The sequence below is a fragment of the Allobosea sp. TBD101 genome (assembly GCF_059817965.1).
This window is the reverse complement of sequence record NZ_CM187543.1, coordinates 3076658-3098534: the sequence shown is the minus strand read 5'-3', so window position 1 is coordinate 3098534 and position 21877 is coordinate 3076658. Positions and strand designations below refer to the sequence as shown.

Genomic DNA, 21877 nt, shown 5'->3' with positions numbered 1-21877 from the left:
TTGCCCGAACCTGGAAGGACATCACCATGAGCATTCGCGTCGGCATCGTCGGGATCAGCGGTTTTGGTGGCGGCGAAGCGCTGCGCCTGATCGCGAGCCACCCGTCTTTCGAGCTGGTCTACGCGGCCGGCGAGAGCAGCGCCGGCAGCCGATTGGTCGATCGTTTCCCCGGCGTGCCGGCCAGGCTGGCCGAGCTGGTGATCGAGAAATGGGACCCGGCGACTTTGCCTGACCTCGACGTGCTGTTCGCGTCGCTTCCCACCGGCGCGTCGGCCGAGGCGCTGGCGCGCGTGCCCGGGAGCGTGAAGATCGTCGATATCGGCGGCGACCATCGCTATGTCGAGGGTTGGGCCTACGGCCTCGCCGACATCTGGCCCGCCCGGATCGAGGGGCAGACCCGCGTTGCCAACCCCGGCTGCTTCCCTGCCGCGACGCTGACCGCATTGGCGCCGCTGCTCGCCGACAAGCTGATCGAGCCCGGCAACATCGTGATCGACGTCAAGACGGGCATCTCCGGCGCCGGTCGGGGCGGCGACAGCAAATTCGGCTACGCCAAGAGCAACGAGAACCTGATCCCCTACGGTCTCCTGGGGCATACCCACATGCCCGAGATCGCCAGGACGATCGAGCGGTTGAGCGGCGGCAGTGCGGCCGGGCTGGTGTTCACGCCGCATCTCGTGCCGATGACCCGCGGCATCCTCGCCACCATCTACTGTCGCGGCAGCGCCAGCACCGAGCAGTGCCTCGAAGCCGCCCGGCGCTTCTACGCCGGCCGGGCGTTCGTCCGCGTCACCGACAAGCCGCCGCAGACCAAGTGGGCGACCGGCTCGAACCTCGCCTTCGTCAGCTATGCCGCCGATCCGGAGCGCAACCTGGTGATCGCGATGGGCGTGGTCGACAATCTCGGCAAGGGAGCGGCCGGTCAGGCGGTGCAGAATGCGAACCTGATCTGCGGCCTGCCGGAAACCACGGGACTGGACGGTGCACCGATCTGGCCGTGAGGGGGCACGCAGCCTCGTCGCGGACCTACAGCAGGAAATGCAGCCCGAACCCCAGGATGACGAAGCCGGTCCCGACGAGGAGCGCGACGAACTGGGGTTGCAGGCGCGTCCGCTGCTCCGCGAACAGACCCGCTTTCTCGGCCCTCGACATGCGGTCGCGGGCCTTGAACTGCTCGGCGATGACGGAGGGATCGACGCCGCTCGGACCGTCCTTTTCCAGGTCCATGCGGATGACGATGAAGACGATGACGAGACCGAGGACGCCGAGGCCGAAATAGCCCACGAGGCGGATCGCCCCGTAGAACACCCCGATGCCGAGGGCAGCGAGGAATGGGAACGCGATGTAATCCCATTTGGTGAACCGCATGAGGCATCCTGCGGCGCGCGCGGGGGCCTGTCCAGTGACGGGCCGGTGTGTCGGGATCGGCGAAGCCGGACGAAATGCGCGGCGCTACCTCTCCAGCGCTGCGATCATCTCCACCCGCGTCGCATGCCGGCCACCTTCGAACGCCGCGCCGAGGAAGGCGTCCACGATCTCCAGCGCCAGCCCTTCGCCCACCACGCGGGCGCCGAGCGAGAGCATGTTGGCGTCGTTGTGCTGGCGGATCATGCGGGCCGAGAAGGTGTCGGAGCAGACGCCGCAGCGGATGCCCCGGACCTTGTTCGCAGCCATCATGATGCCCTGGCCGGTGCCGCACAGGATGATGCCGAGCCGGCAATCGCCGGAGGCGACGAGCCTTGCCGCAGCTTCGCCATGTTTCGGATAGGGTGTGCTCTCCGCCGTCACCGGGCCGATATCGACCACCACCCAGCCCTGCGCCGCGACATGTTTCGCGATGGCCTGCCGGAGCGGGATGGCGGCGTGATCGCTGGAGAGGACGACGCGGTTATCGGCGGGCACGGTGAGATCCTTCCAGGTACCGGGCGATCAGGAGCTTGGTCGCGTTGGATCAGGCATGCATGATCCCGTCAATCCGGCGATGCCGGTCTGCCGCGCGGGCGGGCAGGGCGATAACCGGAAAGAAGCGCAGTGCCGATGAAAGCGAGGCCGTCATGAACACGATCCGCTTCATCGGGTTGGCGGCCGCGCTGGCCTTGTCCAGCGCCGCCCGGGCCGCGCCCGGCGTCGAGGTCGGCTTTTCGCCGGAAGGCTCCGCGCGGACGCTGGTGCTGAAGGTCATCGGCGAGGCCCGGCGCAGCATCCAGATGCTGGCCTATGCCTTCCAGGCGCCGGACATCACGGAGGCTCTGGTCGCCGCGCAGAAGCGCGGGGTCGAGGTCCGCGTGGTCGTCGACAAGGAGCGCAACACGGGCAAGGCCAGCAAGGCCGCGATGGATTTCGTGGCGCGCAACGGCGTGGCCCTGCGCACGAACGAGCGCTTCCACCTCCACCACGACAAGACGATCATCGTCGACGGCAGCACGGTCCAGACCGGGTCGTTCAACTACGCCCCGTCGGCGGAAACGAAGAATTCGGAGAACGTCGTCGTCATCCGCGAGATGCCGGAGGTCGCGGCGCGGTACCTCGCGCATTGGCAGTCGCGATGGGAGGGCGGCGTGCCTTATCGCGCTCCGTGATGCCGGCCGGGTGCGGCGATTCTCTGTCCGGTCCTGACGGGCGCTGACAGGGGCGGGCATCGCCTCGCCGATCCGTTTGCGCGATGCTCGGTCAGAAGAGGCCGGGGCGGACGGATCAATTTGCCCGGTCCGGCGTTTCAGCGCGAGCCGCGTGCGCGCCCGGCCGGGGGGCGCCAGCCATGAACGATCGGGGGAGCGACAATCATGAAAGCCCTTCTTGGAGCAGCAACCCTTGCGCTCGGCCTCGGCCTTGGCGCGCCCGCCATCGCCTGCGAGCTTGATCGCCCGCTGAAAATGGCTGGGCTCGACTATGATTCCGCCGCCTTCCACACCGCCGTAGCCAGCGCGATCGCCGAGCGCGGCTTCGGCTGCAAGGTCGAGCGCGTTCCGGGCGTGATCGCGCCGCTGGTCAATGGCCTGGCGCGCGGCGATGTCGATATCGTCATGGAAATCTGGATGGCCAACCCGGTCGATGCCTGGGTGAAGGCGGCCGAGGCCGGCAAGGTCGAGCCGCTCGGCACCACCTTCCCGGATGCGAGCGAGGGCTGGTTCGTGCCGCGCTATCTCGTCTCGGGCGCAGACGCCAAGGCGCCGGAACTCAAGACCGTGCAGGACCTCAAGCGCTACAAGGCGCTGTTCACCGACCCCGAGGAGCCGGGGAAGGGGCGCTTCTACAATTGCGTCGCCGGCTGGGTCTGCGAGGGCATCAACACCAAGAAGCTCGCGGTCTACGGCCTCGCCGACGACTTCACCAATACGCGCGGCGGCTCGGGCGAGGCGCTGGTCGCGGCGATCGAAGCCGCTCTCAAGCGCAAGCGTCCGGTCGTGTTCTATTACTGGGGGCCGAGCTGGCTGCTCGGCGCCCATGACCTCGTCAAGCTGGAGGAAGCGCCCTTCGACGCTACGATCTGGGCCGAACTCAAGGCGAGCGATAATCCCAAGCGCGCCACTGCCTATCCGATGAGCAAGGTCGTGATCGGCGCCAATGTCGATCTGGCCAAGAAGGCACCGCAGCTCGCGAGTTTCTTCAAGAGCTACGGCACGACCAGTGACGTGACCTCGAAGATGCTGGCCGAGGCGCGCGAGAAGGGCGTCACGCCGGAGCAGCAGGCCCTCGTCTTCCTGAAGACGCAGGGCGAGATCTGGAAGAAATGGCTGCCGGCCGATGTCGCCGGCAAGGTCGCCGCCAGTCTGTGACGACCACCTTGGTGCCGGAATTCGGCAAGGCTCTGCAGCGCGCCGTCAACCGCGCGGTCGATGCGCTCGTCACCGGCTACGGCGACAGGCTCGATGGATTCAGTGCGGTGCTGACGGCGCCGGTGCGGCTGGCCGAGACGTTGCTTCAGCATGTGCCGGTGCCTGCCTTCGTTCTGGCGGTCGCGGCCGGCGCCTGGCTTGCGACGCGACGGATCGGCTTTGCGCTGACGATGGCGGCCCTGCCGCTGGCGCTCGCGGGATTGGGGGTCTGGGGCGAGGCGATGCAGTCGCTCGCGCTGGTGACTGTCGCCGTGCTGTTCGTCGTGCTGCTGGGGCTGCCGCTTGGCGTCGCGGCGGCGCGCTTGCCGCGGCTCGGCCGGGTGCTCGCACCGCTCTATGACCTGATGCAGACCATCCCGAGCTTCGTCTACTTGATCCCGGTCGCGATGTTGCTCGGGCTAGGCCGGGCACCGGCGCTGGTCGCGACGCTGGTCTACGCGCTGCCGCCCTTCGCGCGCTTGACCGAACTTGGCCTGCGCGGCGTCGATGCCGGGCTGGTCGAGGCCTCGCGGGCTCTGGGCCTGCGGCCACGGCAGGCCTTCTGGCTGATCGAATTGCCGCTGGCGCGGCCGACGATCCTGCAGGGGCTGAACCAGGCGATCATGATGGCGCTCGCCATGGTCGTCGTGGCGTCGATGATCGGCGCCAAGGGGCTCGGCGAGGTCGTGCTGCTCGGGCTGCAACGGGCCGATCCCGGCCTCGGCTTTGTCGGCGGGCTCGGCATCGTCCTGCTCGCGGTTCTGCTCGACCGGATGGCGCAGGCGATCCTCGGAGCTCGGCAGCCGCCGCGGTGACTATCGGCGAATCAGCGGGGGAAAACCGGGGCCAAGGCACTTGAACAAAACAGGAACATCATTGATAATGCCTCAATCGGCCGATAGGGTTCGGCTCCGGTCACGAGGCCGGTTTGTGTGAAGTGCGCAGGAAACGGAGCCTGTCATGGCTGGTAGCGTCAACAAGGTCATTCTGGTCGGCAATCTCGGGCGCGACCCCGAAGTGCGCCGCCTCGGCAGCGGCGAGCCTGTCGTCAATCTGCGTATCGCCACCTCCGAGACCTGGCGCGACAAGCAGAGCGGCGAGCGCAAGGAGCGCACCGAGTGGCATTCGGTCGTGATCTTCAACGAGAACCTGGCGAAGGTGGCCGAGCAGTACCTGAAGAAGGGCTCCAAGGTTTACATCGAAGGCCAGCTTCAGACCCGGAAATGGCAGGACCAGTCCGGCGTCGAGAAATACACGACCGAGATCGTGCTGCAGCGCTTCCGCGGCGAGCTCACCATCCTCGACAGCCGCCAGGGCGGCTCGGACGAGTATGGCGAGGGCGGCGGCAGCAGCGGCGGCTACATGGACGACCGCTCGGGCGGCGGTGGCTCCTTCGGCCGGTCCAGCGCGATGGGCGGCGGCGGTTCGCGCCAGCCGGCCATGTCGTCGGGCGGTGGTGGCGGTGGCGGCGGACGCTCGTCCTCCAGCCATCTCGACGACGATATCCCGTTCTAGGGTTTGGGGATTTTTCTCGGAAACGCACCGTCATCCCGGGCTTGACCCGGGATCCATGCCGGAACGCTTCCGAACAAGACTCAGGAATGGATCCCGGATCGCCGCTTCGCTGCGTCCGGGATGACGAGTTCAGCCAGTGATTTTGAAGGGCCGGTTCTCGGGGCAGAGCCGGCCCTTCTGCTATTGGCTCGGAGAGTGGCCGTTTCTCATGAAAGCACGCCGTCATCCCGGACAAGCCGCGAAGCGGCGCCGATCCGGGATCCATCGTAGAGCTATGGCGCCCATCGATGGTTCCCCGGGTCAAGCCCGGGATGACGGCGTGGTTCAGCGCAAAATCTCCAAGTCAGGGCCGTGCGATGACGAGCCTGAGCGAGCCGTCGAAACTCGGCTGGTTGCGCAGGAAGCCGTAGCGATCGTTCCAGGCGCCGCATTCCAGATCCTGGCGCAGCTTCTCGATCGAAACGGCGTTCTGCGCCTCGTCGACGAAGCTCCAGGCCGAGCAGGCCGAGCGCGCGCCCGGATCGAGGAAAAGCTCAGGCCGGCCGTAATAGGCCTCGTTGAAGCCATCGCGGCAGCCGAGCGGGATCGGCACCGCGACGATCTCGACTTCGCCGCCCAGCACCGTGCCGATATGGCCGAGCGAAGGATAGCGCCGCGCCTCGGTCGCCAATACCTCCGGCGCGTAGTGGTTGAGCCAGAAGGCCTGCACCAGCTCGGGATCGCAGGAGAGGATCGCGACCGGCCCGCGTGTCACCCGGCGCATCTCGCGCAGGCCTGCATCGAGGTCCGCCCATTGATGCACGGTGAAGGTCGCCATGCTCGCGTCGAAATGGCCGTCGGGAAAGGGCAGGGCCTCGGCCGTCGCGTCGATCGCAGCGACGATATCGGCCGGGCGCTGCGCCCGCATCGAGGCCGAGGGCTCGACCGCTGTCATGTCGCGGCCGCGCGGCTCATAGGAGCCGGCACCGGCGCCGACATTGAGGATGCGCCGGGCCGGGCCGAGCGCCGCCTCGATCAGGGCGGCGATGGCGGGCTCGGGCTGGCGATAGGAGGCGTAGCCTTGTCCGATGCGGCCGTAATCGGCATCGCCTGCGCTGCCATCCCGCCGGCGCGGGGTCGAAGTCATGTCGTTCATCGGGATGTCTCCGTCAGCAGGGAGCGCCAGAGCGGCAAGGCATGATCACGCGTCAGCGGGGCGAGCGGAAGCGCGGAGGGCGTGCCGGGTTCGAGCCAGGCGATCTCGGCGATTTCCGCCGCGGGCAGTGCCTCGCCATCGAGAGGCAAGGTGAAAAGCTCGGCCTCGACGATGAAACCCGGCTCGTTGGCCGCCGGTGCCGTGAAGCGCCCGCAATGGCGCGCGGCCTCGGGCGATGCGGCAAGCCCCAGCTCTTCCCGGAGTTCACGGGCGAGCGCATGGAGGGGCTGTTCGCCGGGCTCGATCTTGCCGCCCGGCTGCATGAACCAGGCGGTGCCGCGCTTGCGGACGAGGAGCAGGCGCCCGCGCGCATCAGTCAGCAGGGCGGCTGCGATGCGAATTCGCTGGAGACCCTCGCTCAAGACCGATTCCTTTCAGGCTGGCGCCGGGGAGGATTGGCACGATCCGCAGGGGGCGGGGAAGGGGGCTGGGCTCGGTTGATCGCAAAGGGCGAACCACGCCCTTGTCATTCCGGGGCGCGCCACAGGCGCGAACCCGGAACCCACGACTGGGTGGGGCCTCCTACACCCGACGACAAGGGCACACCCAGCCGTGGGTTCCGGGTTCTTCGCGATGCGAAGCCCCGGAATGACAAGAGCAAGATCGCTCGAGATCGTTCCGGCAACTGCCCGCATACGGCCTCTTCGATGGCGCGGGCGGGAGGATGGTGGTAGGAACCGGCGCTGGATTTCGAGAGCGACCGCAAGCGAGGCGTCAGGATCATGTTCGAGGCACGCAGCATCGCCGCCGGCAGCAAGCCGGACTTCTATCGCGAGCTCGCCGGGCAACTCGAAGCCCTGCTCGCCGGCGAAAGCGACCCGATCGCCAACGCCGCCAACACCTCCGCCCTGCTGTTCCAGATGATGCCGGACCTGAACTGGGCCGGCTTCTACATCATGCGCTCAGGCGAACTCGTGCTCGGTCCGTTCCAGGGCAAGCCGGCCTGCGTCCGCATTCCCGTCGGCAAGGGCGTCTGCGGCGCGGCCGTGGCGCAGGGGAAATCGATGCTGGTCGAGGATGTCCATGCCTTCCCCGGCCATATCGCCTGCGATGCGGCCTCGCGCTCCGAACTGGTGGTGCCGCTCCATGGCCGTGACGGCGTCATTGGCGTCATCGATCTCGATAGCCCGTCGCCGGCACGATTCGATGCCGACGATCAGGCCGGCATCGAGCGCATCGCGGCGATCTGGCTCGCCGCCTGCGGCGAAGGCGCGCAAGCGGCCCTCGCCAAAGCCTCCTGAGGCCGCGGTGCCCTCGCTGAGCCTGCGTATCCAACTCGATCCCGAGGGCCGGATAGGCCCCGGCAAGATCGCGCTGCTCGAGAACATCGCGACGCATGGCTCGATCTCGGCCGCCGGCCGGGCGATGGAGATGTCCTACCGGCGCGCCTGGGAGCTGGTCGAGGAGCTGAACGTGCTCTTCGGCAAGCCGGTGGTCGAGCGTCAGGTCGGCGGTCGCAATGGCGGCGGGGCGCAACTGACCCCTCTCGGCGAAGCGCTGATCCTGCGCTTCCGCGCGGTCGAGCAGGCCGCGACTGAGGCTGCCGCCACGCATCTCGCAGCATTGCAGGCCGAGATCGACCGGTCCGAGCGCGGCTGACGGGCAGATACACGTCGCGGCGGCGACGCCCTGCATTCATCGAATAGCGGATATGTGAGGGCCGTCCGGGAGCGCGGGCAGGCCCGATTTCGCGTGGCTAAGACCCGTCCGGAGCGATGGCCGGCGAGCCGCTTGTCCTTGACATGCCCGCCCGATTCGAACAGGCGTATCGCATATGCAGCATCGGTGCTGTAAGCTTTTTTTGTAATGATTCCAATGAGGAAGCTGCCGGCCCCCTGGTGTCCGGCGGCAGAGCTGCGGAGCCGGCAAAGGCCGGAGCAGTGCTCCTCCAGAGAAGGCTGATTTGTGATGATGCGCGCGTTCCGTCTGGCTCTTGTCGCGGTGAGCCTCTCCGTGGTGGTGGCCCAGGCTCAGGTGCCCGGCCAGCCCGCTCCGCAGGCGCCCGCCGACACGGCCTCGCCGGCACTGCAGGCTCAGCCCGCCATTCCCAGCCAGCCGACGACGCCGACCAATCCCCTGCCGCCCGCTCTGCCCCAGCTCGGCATCAATCCTCCGAGCACCGCACATCCGCCCATCATCAGCCCGGCAACGCCCGTGGCCGCTCCGGTGGTGGTGGCGGCCTTGCCGCATGACCTGTCGCCCTGGGGCATGTTCATGGCGGCCGATATCGTCGTGAAGGCCGTGATGCTCGGGCTCGCCTTCGCCTCTCTTGTGACCTGGACGATCTGGCTCGCCAAGGCGATGGAGCTCGCGGCGGCCAAGCGCTCGGCCGGCCGGGCGCTGCGCCGCATCGAGGCGGCCGACAATCTGAGCACGGCGGCCGGCGCTGCCGCCGGCAAGAACGGCAAGCTGCGCGGCGCCGTCGGCCAGTTGCTCGCGGCGGCGCTCGCCGAGACGCGCCGCTCCGCCGATCTCGGCCAGGAGGGCATCAAGGAGCGCGTCGCCATTGCGCTCTCGCGGATCGAGGCGCGCGCCGGCCGCTCGATGGCGCGCGGCACCGGCCTGCTCGCCACGATCGGCTCGACCGCGCCCTTCGTCGGCCTGTTCGGCACGGTCTGGGGCATCATGAATTCCTTCATCGGCATCAGCCAGGCCAAGACGACCAATCTCGCCGTCGTCGCACCGGGCATCGCCGAGGCGCTGCTGGCGACCGCGATCGGCCTCGTCGCCGCCATCCCCGCCGTCATCATCTACAACGTCTTCGCCCGCGCGATCACCGGCTACCGCGCCACGCTCTCCGATGCCTCGGGCGAGATCCTGCGCCATCTCTCGCGCGATCTGGAGCGCCGCCAGCGCGCCGTCGCGCCGGCCCCGCGCGCGGCCTCGGCTTCGGCGGCGAGCGCGGCCTCCGCGCCGCTCGTGCCGGCGGAGTGAACCATGGGCGTTTCCCTCAAGGACCCGCAGGACGGCGACCTCGGCGAGGTCAGCGACATCAATGTCACGCCCTTCATCGACGTCATCCTCGTCCTGCTGATCATCTTCATGGTGGCGGCGCCGCTCTCGACGGTGGATGTCGCGGTCGACCTGCCGGTCTCGAACGCGCAGCCGCAGCCCCGGCCGGACACGCCGATGTTCTTGACCGTGAAGGGCGATCTCTCGCTTGCTCTCGGCAATGACGCCGTGCCGCGCGAGGCCCTGCAGGCAGCGCTCGACCAGAAGACCAATCGCGATCGCGAGCAGCGGGTCTTCCTGCGCGCCGACGGCAGCGTCGCCTATAGCGAGCTGATGAACGTGATGAACCTGCTGCGCAACGCCGGCTATCTCAAGATCGCGCTGGTTGGGCTCGAGGATACCGGGCAGGGGGCTGCTGCGGGGCCGAAGCCATGAGCATGGAACGCCCGTCGATCTCCCGTTTTGCGCCGGCGGCCCTGCGCTGGAGCCTCGCCGCCTTCGTCGTCGCGAGCGCCCATGGCACGGCCGGCTGGGTCATCGCCAACTGGCAGCGCGCCGAGGCCGCGATGGGCGCACCGCCCGCCGCCGTCATGATCGAGCTTGCGCCGCTGGCGGTCGCGCCCGAGGCACCGCCGCAGGATGTCGCGCCCGGCCCCGAGATGGCCGAGGCGCAGCCGGAGCCCGAGCCGCCGCCCGAGCCGGTCGAGCAGCCCAAGGAAATCGAGCCGCCGCCGCCGGAACCGGAGCCCGTCGCGATTCCGGAGCCGGAGATCAAGATTCCCGAATTGCCGCCGCTGCCGGATGCGGCAGCGATCCTGACGCCGCCGCCGAAGGAACAGCCGAAACCGCCTCCGCCGGAGAAACCCAAGCCGAAGCCGAAACCGAAGATCGTCGAGAAAAAGAAGCCGATCCGGCCGGACAAGCCGAAAGCCGAACAGACCTCCGCGCCGGTGGCGCAGGACCAGGTTGCGCCGCGCGCTGCCGCTCCCAATTCGGGAGCCTCCTCGCCGTCTCCGGCCGCAACCGCGAGCTGGCGCGGCACGCTGATGGCGCATCTCAACCGCTTCAAGCGCTTCCCGGGCGGCGCCAGCCCCGGCACGGTCCAGGTCGCCTTCAGCATCGATCGCGGCGGCCGCGTGCTCTCGGCCCGGCTCGTCCGCGGCTCGGGCGACGCGGCGCTGGACGAGGAGGCTGTCTCGATGATCCGCCGTGCCAGCCCCGTGCCGGCCCCGCCGGACGGGCTTGGCGGCGGTGCGATCTCGCTGGCTGTGCCGATCCGGTTCTCGCGCTAGCGGTTCTCGATCCTTGATCACGCCGGCTTCGAGCTGCACCTTTGTCATTCCGGGGCGCGCCGCAGGCGCGAACCCGGAACCCACGACTGGGTGGAGCATCCTGTATCGCGCTATAAGCCGCTCGCCCGGTCGTGGGTTCCGGGTTCTTCGCTGCGCGAAGCCCCGGAATGACAATCAGGCGGTTCTGCCCCACGATATCCCAATGTCCATCCCGCTCGGCTAAGCGCGGGAACTGCCAAGCCGTCCATGCGCAGACGGGCATGAGCGAGAGGAGAAGCGCGATGACGATCATCAGGCTTGCAGCCGGCGCGATGCTGGCCCTCGCATTGAGCGGCTGCGTCACCACCGAGGCCGAATATCGCGCCATGGACGAGCAGCGCTGCCGCTCCTTCGGCTTCCGCGCACCGAGCGAGGGATTCTCCAACTGCCTGCTGCAGCTCGATCTCGATCGCGCGGCGGAGCGGCGCTACCGCTTCGACCGTTTCGACGCCTCCTTCGGCGGCCCCTGGGGCTATGGCCGGCGCTGGTAGCGGCGAACTCCCGGCAAGAAAAAAGGGCCGCGCGGGAAGCGCAGCCCAAGTCTAGGGAGGAAACGCCCAAGGAGGGCGACGCAACATCTCTGCTGCGCTGCAATCTAAATAGGGAGCCTGCGCCACACCCGCAAGGCCAAAAGGGCAGCATCGCTGACTTATTTTTGGGCGGCAGAATTTCCTATTGAAATCAGGCGACTGGCTGACTTCTCTCAGTGCCGGCGCGAGCCTTTGCCCATCGATTGCCGATGCGCTGCATTGCAAGAAAGGCAGATTGACAAGCGCCGGAATCTGTCCATTCATATGTATACATATGAAAATCGCTCTCCCAAGCCCGGTGCGAGCGGTATCGCTGCGGATTGCAGCCGCAGCGAGGCGAAGGACCCATCCGATGAAGATCGATCGTCGCAGTTTCGTCGCGGGCACGCTTGCCCTCGGCGTTCCCCAGCTGGTGCGCGCCCAGGGCGCGGGGCCGATCCGCATCGGCGAGATCAACTCCTATACCGCCCAGCCGGCCTTCCTGAACCCCTATCGGCAGGCCTGGGAACTGGCGCAGGAGCAGATCAACGCGGCCGGCGGCGTGCTTGGCCGCAAGCTCGAGACCGTGTTCCGCGACGATGCCGGCAAGCCCGAGGACGCGGTGCGCCACGCCGCCGATCTCGCGACCGCCGAGAAGGTCGACATCATCGCCGGCGGCTTCCTCTCCAATGTCGGCCTCGCGCTCGCCGACTACGCCAACCAGAACAAGCGGCTCTATGTCGCCTCCGAGCCGTTGGCCGACGCGCTCGTCTGGTCGAAGGGCAACCGCTACACCTTCCGCCTGCGGCCCTCGACCTACATGCAGGCTGCCATGCTGGTCGAGGAAGCGGCGAAGCTCCCGGCCAAGAAATGGGCGATCGTCGCGCCGAACTACGAGTACGGCCAGTCGGCGGTGAAATGGTTCAAGGAGCTGCTGGTCAAGGCGCGCCCCGACGTGACCTTCGTCGCCGAGCAGTTCCCGGCGCTCGGCCGCATCGATGCCGGCGCCACCGTCCAGGCGCTGGAAGCGGCCAAGCCCGAGGCGATCTTCAACGTCACCTTCGCGGTCGACCTCGCCAATTTCGTCCGTGCCGGCAACACGCGCGGCCTGTTCGAGGGGCGGCAGGTCGTTTCGATGCTGACCGGCGAACCGGAATATCTCGACACGCTCGGCGCCGAGACGCCGGAGGGCTGGATCATCACCGGTTATCCGCATGCCGACCTGCAGACGCCGGAGCACGTCAAGTTCCGCGACGCCTACAAGGCGAAGTACAACGACTATCCGCGGCTTGGTTCGGTCGTCGGCTACGAGACGGTGCAGGCCATCGCCGCGGCGCTGGCGAAGGCTGGCTCCACCGATAACGAGAAGCTCGTCGACGCCTTCGAGGGGCTGAAATTCGGCTCGGCCTTCGGCCCGATCGAATTCCGCAAGATCGACCACCAGTCGACGCTCGGCGCCTATGTCGGCAAGAGCGCGCTGAAGAACGGCAAGGGCGTGATGGTCGACTGGAGCTATCGCGACGGCGCCAAGTATCTCCCGAGCGACGACGAGGTCCGCAAGCTGCGGCCGATCATAGGCTGAGCAGGAACCGCATCGTCATTCCGGGTCGGGCCGCAGGCCCGAGCCCGGAACCCATGGCACGACATCTCCGTTATGGTCGGGCTTGTCCCGACCATCCACGTCTTTGCTGGTCGAAGGCCGTGTTCAAGACGTGGATGCTCGCCACAGGGGCGAGCATGACGACTGGAGCAGCGCTGTGTTCATGGGTTCCGGGCTCTTCGCTGACGCGAAGCTCCGGAGTGACGGCGCGGCTCCAAAAAGCGCCAGCGACGCCGAACCTCGATATGTTCCGACCGTTCACGAAGCCCATCGCCCACCCGAGACGACATGCTTGATCTCGTCCTCACCCAGACCCTGAACGGCCTGGCCTCGGCGTCGTCGCTGTTCCTGGTGGCGTGCGGGCTGTCGATCATCTTCGGCGTCACGCGCATCGTGAACTTCGCCCATGGCTCGCTCTATATGCTGGGCGGCTATCTGGCCTTCACGCTGGTGAATTGGCTCGGCCCGTCCGACCCGCTCGGCTTCTGGGGCGGTGTGATCATCGCCGTGCTGCTCACCGGCCTCGCCGGCGTGCTCATCGAGGTCCTGATCCTCAGGCGGATCTATCAGGCGCCGGAGCTGTTCCAGCTGCTCGCGACCTTCGGCGTCGTGCTGATGCTGCAGGATATCGCGCTGGCGACCTGGGGGCCGGAGGACAAGCTCGGCCCGCGCGCGCCCGGTTTCCGCAGCTTCGTCATCCTCTTCGACAATCGCTTCCCGAGCTACGAGCTCTTCCTGATCGCGGTCGGGCCGGTCGTGCTCGGCCTGATCTGGCTCTTGTTCCACCGGACGCGCTGGGGCGTGCTGATCCGGGCGGCGACGCAGGACCGCGAGATGGTGAGCGCGCTCGGCGTCAACCAGCGCCTGCTCTTCACCTCGGTCTTCGCCTTCGGCGCGGCGCTGGCGGGGCTTGGCGGGGCCCTCCAGCTCCCGCGCGAGGCGATCAACCTCCACATGGACCTCTCGATGATCGCCGAGGCCTTCGTGGTCGTGGTCGTCGGCGGGCTCGGCAGCGTGACGGGGGCCTATCTCGCGGCCGTGCTGATCGGCGTGCTCCATGCCTTCGGCATTCTGATCCTGCCCAAGATCACGCTGGTCCTCGTCTTCCTGGTGATGGCGGCGGTCCTGATCGTCCGGCCGCATGGCCTGCTCGGCAAGGCGGCCAGCGAGCCGCGCGGCCATGCCGGCCAGCTCTTCCTGCTGCGCCCGGCCGATGGCGCGGCCAAGCTGTTCGGCGTCATCGCACTCGCATTGCTGGCGCTGGCGCCACTCGTCGTGCCGGACCATGTCATCCTGACCCTGACCGATCTCGTGATCTTCGCGGTCTTCGCCGCCTCGTTGCATCTGCTGATGGGGCCGGGCGGCATCACCTCCTTCGGCCATGCCGCCTATTTCGGGCTCGGCGCCTATGGCGCGGCGCTGGCGGTGAAATGGCTGGGCAGCCCGATGGAGGAGGCGCTGATGCTGGCGCCTCTCATGGCCGGCATCGCGGGCGCGATCTTCGGCTGGTTCTGCGTCCGGCTCTCGGGCGTCTATCTGGCGATGCTGACGCTGGCCTTCGCCCAGATTGCCTGGGCCACGGCCTTCCAGTGGGTCGATCTCACCGGCGGCGACAACGGCATCCTCGGCGTCTGGCCCTCGGCCTGGGCGGTTCCGAAGACGGTGTTCTACTATCTCGCGCTCGCCATCGCCGTTCTGGTGATTGTCGCCCTGCGCGTCATCATCTTCGCGCCCTTCGGCTACGCCCTGCGCGCCGGCCGCGACAGCCCCTTGCGGGCCGAGGCGATCGGGCTCGATGTCGGGCGCCTGCAATGGGCTGCCTTCACCATCGCAGCGGTCGCGGCCGGCATTGCCGGCGGACTCTTCGCCTTCTCGAAGGGCTCGGTCTTCCCGACCTATATGGCGATCCCGCGCTCGGTCGATGCGCTTCTGATGGTGCTGCTCGGCGGCGTGCAGACGGTCGCCGGGCCGGTCGTCGGCGCCTTCGCCTATATGGGCCTCAACGAGCAATTGATGAAGCTGACAGCCTATTGGCGCTTCGGCCTCGGGCTCTCGATCGTGTTGCTGGTCGTGCTGTTCCCGCGCGGCCTCGTTGGTACCTGGTTGTTCTGGCGCGCCCGGCGAGAGAGCGCCGCGCAAGCGACGGCGACAGCATGAGCGGCTCAATCGCCACCGTGCTGGAAGTCCGCGACCTCGCCCGGTCCTTCGGCGGCGTGAAGGCGGTCGACGGCGTGTCCTTCTCGGTCGAGGCCGGCAAGCTGGTCGCGCTGATCGGCCCCAACGGCGCCGGCAAGACGACCTGCTTCAACATGCTGAACGGGCAGCTCAAGCCCGATCGCGGCGAGGTGCTGCTGGCAGGCAAGCCGATCACCGGGCTTGAGCCGCGCAAGGTCTGGCGGCTCGGTGTCGGCCGCACCTTCCAGATCACCGCGACCTTCGCCTCGATGACCGTGCGCGAGAACGTCCAGATGGCGTTGATCTCGCATGAGGGCGAAAGCTGGCGCCTGATCGGCCGCGCCGATGGGCGCCACCGCGAGGCGGCGGATGCATTGCTCGCTCAGGTCGGCATGACCGCCCAAGCTGAGCGTGCCTGCGGCGTGCTCGCCTATGGCGACCTGAAGCGCGTCGAGCTTGCGGTCGCGCTCGCCAATGCGCCGAAGCTGCTGCTGATGGACGAGCCGACCGCCGGCATGGCGCCGCAGGAGCGCATCGCCCTGATGGCGCTGACGGCCCGGATCGCGCGGCAGCGCGGCATCGCCGTGCTGTTCACCGAGCACGACATGGATGTCGTCTTCGCCCATGCCGACCGCGTGCTGGTGCTCGATCGCGGGCGCCTGATTGCATCGGGCACCAGCGCCGAGGTCCGCAACGACCCGCAGGTGCGCGCGGTTTATCTCGGCTCCGGCGCGACCTCGGGAGGGCATTGATGAAGGCGCTCCTCGAACTCGCGGGCGTCGAGGCCTGGTATGGCCGCGCCCAGATCCTGCACGGCGTCGGCTTCTCGGTTGGAGCAGGCGAGGTCGTCGCGCTGATGGGCCGCAACGGCGCCGGCAAATCGACGACGATGAAGACGGTGATGGGACTGGTGCCTGAGCCGCAAGGCTCGATCCGCTTCGAGGGCAAGGAGATCGCCGGCCGCGAGCCTTTCCAGATCGCCCGTCTCGGCATCGGCTATGTCCCGGAGGATAGGCGCGTCTTCTCCGACCTGACCGTGATGGAGAACCTCGAGGTCGGCCGTCAGCCGCCCCGCAAGGGCGCGCCGCACTGGACGCCGGAGCGGCTGTTCGACCTTTTCCCCAATCTCGGCCGCATGCGCGACCGGCCGGGCGGGGCCATGTCCGGCGGCGAGCAGCAGATGCTGACCATCGCCCGCACGCTGATGGGCAATCCGCGCCTGCTGCTGCTCGACGAGCCCTCCGAGGGACTCGCGCCGGTCATCGTCGAGGCGATGGCGCAGACGATTCGCGTACTGAAAGGCGAGGGGCTTTCCGTGCTGCTCTCCGAGCAGAACCTGCATTTCGCCGGCAGCATCGCCGACCGCGCCGTGATCATCGAGAAGGGGCTGATCCGCTTCGACGACACGATGGCGGCGCTCAAGGCCGACGAGGCGGCGCGGAGCCAGTATCTGGCGGTCTGAAGCCCGAGAGCAGGCGCCGCATCACGTCGAGCAGCGGCTCGACCTCAGACTCGGCCATCGGATCAAGCGCCGCGACGGTGATCGCCTTGGCGCGCTCGACATATTCAGGCAGCAGCTCGCGGCCGCGCTGGCCGAGCTGCACCAGCACGCGGCGCTTGTCGTCGGGATCATGCAGGCGCTCGACCAGCCCGCGCTCGGCTAGCCGCGTCACCACGCCTCGGATCGTGGCCGGGTCCATCGCCGTCATGCGGCCAAGCTGGTTCTGGGAGATGCGGCCGTCGACGGCGAGCCGGCACAGAACCGCGAATTGCGGCGGCGTCGGCCCGTCTTCGCCCATCATTTCCAGGAACATCGCGACATAGCGCTGCTGCATCTGCCGCAGCAGGAAGCCGAACTGCTCGTCCAGCACATAGCCGGCGAGATCGACCGGCTCGGGAACGGTGGAATCGGCCTGGCCGCTGGCCGTGCGGTGATGCCGGCCGAGCCCGTCTTCCAATTCCTCTGCGCGATCCATGCTGGCTCCGGCTGGCGATTCTGCCGGCTGACGGCAGAGGCCTATTCTCCCGGATCATATGTGTTCGTTCAATCGGGCGATGATACCCGAGCCTCAACAAAAAGAAGTCATCCCGGGCGACCGCAGGGAGACCCGGGATCCATGCCGGAGCGCTTCCTGGGAAGCTTCAGGCATGGATCCCGGATCTCCGCTACGCTTCGTCCGGGATGACCCGTGTTTTCTGGATTATGCCAGGGGCTGAAAATCAGCCCAGCGACATCGTCAGCGGCGGCTTCACTTCGGGCGGCAGCGGCGAGGTGTAGCCTTCCTTGCCGAGACGGGCCTTGTGGTCGGCCTTGGCGGCGGCCATCAGGGCGGGATCGCTCAGCACGGCGGCGCCGGTCGCGGCCATCGCCTTGGCGACATGGACCATCGCCTTGTGCGCGGCGGGGGACTTGCCCTGCGCCACGACCTGCCAGGTGTGGAACGGCGTGCCCATCGCGACCGTCGGCGCATGGGCCTGCACGGTCGGCACCGCCCAGCTGACGTCGCCGATATCGGTCGAGCCGATCGCCGGGTTGCGCTTGGCATCGCGCGGCACGAGGAAGTCGGCGAGCGGTGCGCCGGTATCGGGCATGCCGATGGTGCGCCAGATCGAGGCGATCTCCTGCGGCGAGAGCGTGCCGCGGATCTTCTCGGCATAGGCCTTGTCGGCATCGTCGAAATGCGGCGCGCCGAGTTCGGCCATCACCTTGTGCAGGGCCTCTTCGAGCGGCGTGTTGGCGACAAGATCGGAAACGGCGCTGACGATGCGCATCTCCATCTTGGTTTCCGTCATCAGGGCCGCGCCTTCGGCGATCTTCTTCACGCGCTGGACGAGCTCCAGCATGCCGCGAAGATCACGGGCGCGGATCGAGTAGCGCACGCGCGCATGGGCCTGGACGACGTTCGGCGCGATGCCGCCGGTGTCGAGCAGCGCGTAATGGACGCGGGCGTCGGACGGCATGTGCTCGCGCATGTAGTTGACGCCGACATTCATCAGCTCGACGGCGTCGAGCGCCGAACGGCCGAGATGCGGCGCAGCGGCGGCATGCGAGGCGCGGCCGGTGAAGACGAAATCGGCGCGGGTATTCGCCAGGGCGAGGGCCGGAGCGACCTCCCAGAAGCTCGACGGGTGCCACGAGATGGCGACATCGGCGTCGTCGAAGGCGCCGGCGCGGACCATGAAGGCCTTGGCGGCGCCGCCTTCCTCGGCCGGGCAGCCGTAATAGCGGACACGGCCGGGGATCTTGTTCTCGGCGAGCCATTCCTTCATGGCGACGGCGGCGAGCATCGCGGCGGAGCCGAGCAGGTTATGGCCGCAGCCATGGCCATGGCCGCCAGCCTCGATCTCCTTGTGCTCGGACGCGCCGGCTTCCTGCGACAGGCCGGGCAGGGCGTCGTATTCGCCGAGGAAAGCGATGACCGGGCCGCCTTCGCCGGCTTCGCCGATCACCGCGGTCGGGATATCGGCGACATTCTCGGTGATCTTGAAGCCCTGGTGCTTCAATTCGGCGATATGCTCGGCGACGGAGCGCTTCTCGGTGTAGCACACCTCCGGCATGCCCCAGACCCGGTCTGAGAGTGCGATCAGCCGCTCCTTGTTCGCATCGACATGCCGCCAGAGATCGTTTCGATTGTCCATTGTCGTTCCGCCTGGAGAACGCGTGGGCGTTCCCCGTCTTTTGTTGAGAGACGGATTCCCCGACGGGGCCGATGTGGCCGGGCCGGACCCGCCTCTGGTGGGCAGGCGCATATGAGCAATGTCGCACCGCTCCGTCCAGACATTCAGCGCATGGCGGAGCAGCGTCTCAGGCTTTGCCTTGCGTCGGCGTGGTGGCGGCGAAATCCGCGAGAATCGGGCAATCCGGCCGGTGGTCGCCATGGCAATGCGTCGCCAGATGCCGGAGCGTGTCGGCCATCGCCTTGAGTTCGGCTGCCTTTTCCTCGAGCTCGCGCACATGCGCCATGGCGAGGTTCTTCACATCGGCGCTGGCCCGGCTCTTGTCGCGCCAGAGCGCCAGCAATTCGCGCGTCTCCTCCAGCGAGAAGCCGAGATCGCGCGAGCGGCGCACGAAGCGCAGCGTATGTACGTCGTCATCGGCATAGACCCGGTATTGCGCCGCGGTGCGGGCCGGCGCGGTGATCAGGCCGATGCTCTCGTAATAGCGGATCATCTTGGCACTGACGCCGGAGCGGGTTGCGGCTTCGCCGATATTCATCTCAGACCTCCTGTCCGTGCGAAGCCGGAACCTGAAAACGCTTCAGCCGCAGCGCATTGCTGACGACGCTGACGCTCGACAGCGCCATGGCGAGCCCGGCGAAGACCGGCGAGAGCAGGATGCCGAAGGCCGGATAGAGCACGCCGGCCGCGACCGGGATCAGCAGGGCGTTGTAGCCGAAGGCCCAGGCGAGATTCTGGCGGATGTTGGAAATCACCGCCTGCGACAGCGCGATCGCACGGGGCACGCCCATGACGTCGCCGGACATCAGCACGACATCGGCGCTCTCGATCGCGATATCGGTGCCGGTGCCGATGGCGATGCCGACATCGGCCTGAGCGAGGGCAGGGGCGTCGTTGATGCCGTCGCCGACGAAGGCGACCTTGGCGCCACGGCTCTGCAGGCGCTTCACCACCTCGGCCTTGTCGGTCGGCAGCACCTCGGCCCAGACCTCGTCGATGCCGAGGCCGCGCGCGACCGCTTCCGCCGTGCGCCGGTCGTCGCCGGTCACCATCGCGACCTTGAGGCCGAGCTTGTGCAGGGCGGCGATGGCCGCGGGCGTGGTCTCTTTCACCGCGTCGGCGACGGCGATCACAGCGGCGATCCGGCCGTCGATTGAGGCATAGAGCGGCGTCTTGCCGGCTTCGGCCAGCGCCTTGGCGCGGGCAGCGAAGGGCGCAATGTCGAGACCGGCGTCTTCCATCAGCCGGTGACCGCCGATCGCGACCTTACGGCCCTCGACCATCGCGGTGACGCCGCGGCCCGGATCGCTGGTGAAATCGGCCGGCTCGGCGAGGGCGAGATTACGCGCCTTGGCAGCTGCGACCAGCGCCAGCGCCAGCGGATGCTCGGAGCGGTTCTCGGCCGAGCCGACGAGGCGCAGCACGTCGTCGGCCGCAAAGCCATTCGCCGCCTCGATATCGGTGAGCTCGGGCCTGCCCTTGGTCAGCGTGCCCGTCTTGTCGAGCGCGACGATCTCGACGTCCTTCAGCGCCTGCAAGGCGTCGCCCTGCCGGAACAGAATGCCGAGCTCGGCGCCGCGGCCGGTGCCGACCATGATCGAGGTCGGGGTCGCCAGGCCCATGGCGCAGGGGCAGGCGATGATCAGGAGCGCGACCGCGTTGACCAGTGCATGCGACAAAGCCGGGCTCGGGCCGAATGTCAGCCAGACGGCGAAGGTCAGCAGGGCCAGCCCGATCACGACCGGCACGAACCAGAGGGTGACGCGGTCGACCAGCGCCTGGATCGGCAGCTTGGCGCCCTGCGCGGCCTGAACGGTCCGCACGATCTGGGCGAGCAGCGTGTCGGAGCCGACCTTCTGCGCGGTGAAGCGCAGCGCGCCCGAGCCGTTGACGGTGCCGCCGGTGACGCTGCTGCCGGTCTCCTTGCGGACGGGGGCGGGCTCGCCGGTGATCATCGATTCATCGACGAAGGAAGAGCCGTCCGTGACCTCGCCATCGACCGGGACGCGCTCGCCCGGCCTGAGGATGACGACGTCGCCGGGGCGCACGCTGTCGACGGCAATATCGCTCTCGGCGCCGTCGCGCAGCACGCGGGCGGTCTTGGGCTGGAGCGCGATCAGGCTGCGGATGGCGGCGCCGGTCCGGCCCTTGGCGCGGGTCTCGAACCAGCGCCCGAGCAGGATCAGCGTCACGATCACCGCGCCCGATTCGAAATAGGTGCCGTCAGTACCGGCCGGCATCAGGTCCGGCAGGAAGGTCGCGACGCTCGAATAGAGATAGGCCGCGCCGGTGCCGAGCATGACCAACGAGTTCATGTCCGGCGCCAGCCGCAGCAGGGCCGGGAATCCCTTGCGCAGGAAGACGAGGCCCGGCCCGAACTGGACGACGGTCGCCAGCGCGAAGGAGAAGACGCGCACGTTTCCCTCGCCGAAGGTCCCGGCAAGCCAGTGGTGCAGAGAGGGGACCATATGGCTGCCCATCTCGATGACGAGCAGCGGCAGCGTCAGCAAACCGGCGAGGATGACCGAGCGCAGCAGCTTGCCCTGTTCCTCGTCCTTGGCAGCTTGCCGGCGCGTGTCGGCATCGCCATCGGCTGCGACGATGGGGCTCGCCTCATAGCCGGCGCCGGCCACGGCCTTCACCAGGACCGAGATGATGTCGTCGCCGGCGAGCGTCTTCACGCTGGCGCGCTCGGTCGCGAGATTGACGGTCGCCTCGACCACGCCCGGCACGGCGCGCAGGGCCTTCTCGACATGGCCGACGCAGGAGGCGCAGGTCATGCCCGAGATCGACAATTCGATCGTGCTCTCGACCGGGGTGTAGCCGCTCTGGCGAACCGCCGCCTCGATCTGGCCGAGATCGGTGTCGCCCTTGGCGAAGGTGACATGCGCCCGTTCGGTCGCGAGATTGACCGAGACCGCATCCACGCCCGGCACCGCCGCGATGGCGCGCTCGACATGGGCGACGCAGCTCGCGCAGGTCATGCCCTCGACGCCCAGATCAAGGGTTTCGAGGTCGTTCCTGCTCCTGTCGATGACCGTCATCGCCGTCTCCTTCATGGTGATGACAGGCGATATAAGGTTTCCCATTATGGGAAGGTCAAGGTT

Annotated in this window: 23 protein-coding genes; 15 read left to right on the top strand and 8 right to left on the bottom strand. The window is 68.0% G+C overall.

The window, feature by feature from the left end; translation table 11 throughout:
• Positions 1 to 26 precede the first annotated feature (26 nt).
• Complete coding sequence (argC, locus tag AC6RIC_RS15185) at positions 27 to 1001, top strand: N-acetyl-gamma-glutamyl-phosphate reductase (RefSeq protein ID WP_499732954.1); 975 nt, start codon at positions 27 to 29, stop codon at positions 999 to 1001.
• A 25-nt stretch (positions 1002 to 1026) separates the two neighbouring features.
• Here the strand turns inward: argC and AC6RIC_RS15180 are convergent, their stop codons facing one another.
• Positions 1027 to 1368 carry a hypothetical protein gene (locus tag AC6RIC_RS15180; RefSeq protein WP_499732953.1) on the bottom strand — a complete coding sequence of 114 codons (342 nt, stop codon included), beginning with the start codon at positions 1366 to 1368 and terminating at the stop codon, positions 1027 to 1029.
• 84 nt (positions 1369 to 1452) lie between these two features.
• Positions 1453 to 1902: a ribose 5-phosphate isomerase B gene (gene rpiB / locus AC6RIC_RS15175; protein WP_499732952.1), complete on the bottom strand. Its 450-nt coding sequence runs from the start codon at positions 1900 to 1902 to the stop codon at positions 1453 to 1455.
• A gap of 152 nt (positions 1903 to 2054) precedes the next feature.
• On the opposite strand from rpiB, the gene AC6RIC_RS15170 reads away from it, so the two are divergent.
• The 4 genes from AC6RIC_RS15170 to ssb all read left to right on the top strand — a co-directional run bounded on the left by AC6RIC_RS15170 (position 2055) and on the right by ssb (position 5330).
• A complete protein-coding gene (locus AC6RIC_RS15170; RefSeq protein ID WP_499732951.1) occupies positions 2055 to 2579 on the top strand; it encodes a phospholipase D family nuclease in 525 nt (174 codons plus the stop codon).
• A 204-nt stretch (positions 2580 to 2783) separates the two neighbouring features.
• Positions 2784 to 3776 (top strand): ABC transporter substrate-binding protein, encoded by a 993-nt coding sequence (locus tag AC6RIC_RS15165; protein ID WP_499732950.1) that lies wholly within the window; start codon positions 2784 to 2786, stop codon positions 3774 to 3776.
• Positions 3773 to 4630 carry an ABC transporter permease gene (locus AC6RIC_RS15160; RefSeq protein WP_499732949.1) on the top strand — a complete coding sequence of 286 codons (858 nt, stop codon included), beginning with the start codon at positions 3773 to 3775 and terminating at the stop codon, positions 4628 to 4630. Before AC6RIC_RS15165 ends, AC6RIC_RS15160 begins: the two co-directional genes overlap by 4 nt.
• A gap of 145 nt (positions 4631 to 4775) precedes the next feature.
• On the top strand, positions 4776 to 5330 hold the full coding sequence (gene ssb / locus AC6RIC_RS15155; protein WP_454657033.1) for a single-stranded DNA-binding protein: 555 nt from the start codon (positions 4776 to 4778) through the stop codon (positions 5328 to 5330).
• Positions 5331 to 5673: 343 nt separating this feature from the next.
• Here the strand turns inward: ssb and AC6RIC_RS15150 are convergent, their stop codons facing one another.
• Positions 5674 to 6465 carry a class I SAM-dependent methyltransferase gene (locus tag AC6RIC_RS15150; RefSeq protein WP_499732948.1) on the bottom strand — a complete coding sequence of 264 codons (792 nt, stop codon included), beginning with the start codon at positions 6463 to 6465 and terminating at the stop codon, positions 5674 to 5676.
• Complete coding sequence (locus AC6RIC_RS15145) at positions 6462 to 6887, bottom strand: NUDIX hydrolase (RefSeq protein WP_499732947.1); 426 nt, start codon at positions 6885 to 6887, stop codon at positions 6462 to 6464. Before AC6RIC_RS15145 ends, AC6RIC_RS15150 begins: the two co-directional genes overlap by 4 nt.
• A gap of 360 nt (positions 6888 to 7247) precedes the next feature.
• Here AC6RIC_RS15145 and AC6RIC_RS15140 point away from each other — a divergent pair, with 360 nt between their 5' ends.
• The 10 genes from AC6RIC_RS15140 to AC6RIC_RS15095 all read left to right on the top strand — a co-directional run bounded on the left by AC6RIC_RS15140 (position 7248) and on the right by AC6RIC_RS15095 (position 16554).
• Complete coding sequence (locus AC6RIC_RS15140; RefSeq protein ID WP_499732946.1) at positions 7248 to 7766, top strand: GAF domain-containing protein; 519 nt, start codon at positions 7248 to 7250, stop codon at positions 7764 to 7766.
• 7 nt (positions 7767 to 7773) lie between these two features.
• A complete protein-coding gene (locus AC6RIC_RS15135; RefSeq protein WP_454657029.1) occupies positions 7774 to 8124 on the top strand; it encodes a winged helix-turn-helix domain-containing protein in 351 nt (116 codons plus the stop codon).
• Positions 8125 to 8436: 312 nt separating this feature from the next.
• Positions 8437 to 9459 (top strand): tonB-system energizer ExbB, encoded by a 1023-nt coding sequence (exbB, locus tag AC6RIC_RS15130; RefSeq protein WP_499736610.1) that lies wholly within the window; start codon positions 8437 to 8439, stop codon positions 9457 to 9459.
• Positions 9460 to 9462: 3 nt separating this feature from the next.
• Positions 9463 to 9912, top strand: a complete 450-nt coding sequence (gene exbD, locus AC6RIC_RS15125) for a TonB system transport protein ExbD (RefSeq protein WP_499732945.1) — start codon at positions 9463 to 9465, stop codon at positions 9910 to 9912.
• A complete protein-coding gene (locus tag AC6RIC_RS15120; RefSeq protein WP_499732944.1) occupies positions 9909 to 10769 on the top strand; it encodes an energy transducer TonB family protein in 861 nt (286 codons plus the stop codon). The genes exbD and AC6RIC_RS15120 overlap by 4 nt, the downstream gene beginning before the upstream one ends.
• 281 nt (positions 10770 to 11050) lie before the next feature.
• Positions 11051 to 11299, top strand: a complete 249-nt coding sequence (locus tag AC6RIC_RS15115) for a hypothetical protein (RefSeq protein ID WP_454657025.1) — start codon at positions 11051 to 11053, stop codon at positions 11297 to 11299.
• A 391-nt stretch (positions 11300 to 11690) separates the two neighbouring features.
• A complete protein-coding gene (locus AC6RIC_RS15110) occupies positions 11691 to 12899 on the top strand; it encodes an ABC transporter substrate-binding protein (protein WP_499732943.1) in 1209 nt (402 codons plus the stop codon).
• A 306-nt stretch (positions 12900 to 13205) separates the two neighbouring features.
• Complete coding sequence (locus AC6RIC_RS15105) at positions 13206 to 15074, top strand: ABC transporter permease (protein WP_499732942.1); 1869 nt, start codon at positions 13206 to 13208, stop codon at positions 15072 to 15074.
• Positions 15071 to 15844, top strand: coding sequence for an ABC transporter ATP-binding protein (locus AC6RIC_RS15100; RefSeq protein WP_499732941.1), 774 nt, complete (start codon positions 15071 to 15073; stop codon positions 15842 to 15844). Before AC6RIC_RS15105 ends, AC6RIC_RS15100 begins: the two co-directional genes overlap by 4 nt.
• Positions 15844 to 16554, top strand: coding sequence for an ABC transporter ATP-binding protein (locus AC6RIC_RS15095; RefSeq protein WP_499732940.1), 711 nt, complete (start codon positions 15844 to 15846; stop codon positions 16552 to 16554). Before AC6RIC_RS15100 ends, AC6RIC_RS15095 begins: the two co-directional genes overlap by 1 nt.
• Here AC6RIC_RS15095 and AC6RIC_RS15090 read toward each other — a convergent pair.
• The 4 genes from AC6RIC_RS15090 to AC6RIC_RS15075 form a co-directional block, all read right to left on the bottom strand.
• Entirely contained in the window at positions 16511 to 17068 is a 558-nt protein-coding gene (locus tag AC6RIC_RS15090) for a MarR family winged helix-turn-helix transcriptional regulator (RefSeq protein ID WP_499732939.1), read from the bottom strand. The two genes, AC6RIC_RS15095 and AC6RIC_RS15090, sit on opposite strands and share 44 nt — an antisense overlap.
• A 244-nt stretch (positions 17069 to 17312) precedes the next feature.
• Positions 17313 to 18731 (bottom strand): M20 family metallopeptidase, encoded by a 1419-nt coding sequence (locus AC6RIC_RS15085; RefSeq protein ID WP_499732938.1) that lies wholly within the window; start codon positions 18729 to 18731, stop codon positions 17313 to 17315.
• A gap of 166 nt (positions 18732 to 18897) precedes the next feature.
• Positions 18898 to 19308 carry a Cu(I)-responsive transcriptional regulator gene (gene cueR / locus AC6RIC_RS15080; RefSeq protein WP_454657018.1) on the bottom strand — a complete coding sequence of 137 codons (411 nt, stop codon included), beginning with the start codon at positions 19306 to 19308 and terminating at the stop codon, positions 18898 to 18900.
• A 1-nt stretch (position 19309) separates the two neighbouring features.
• Entirely contained in the window at positions 19310 to 21814 is a 2505-nt protein-coding gene (locus tag AC6RIC_RS15075) for a heavy metal translocating P-type ATPase (protein ID WP_499732937.1), read from the bottom strand.
• Between the last annotated feature and the right edge of the window lie 63 nt (positions 21815 to 21877).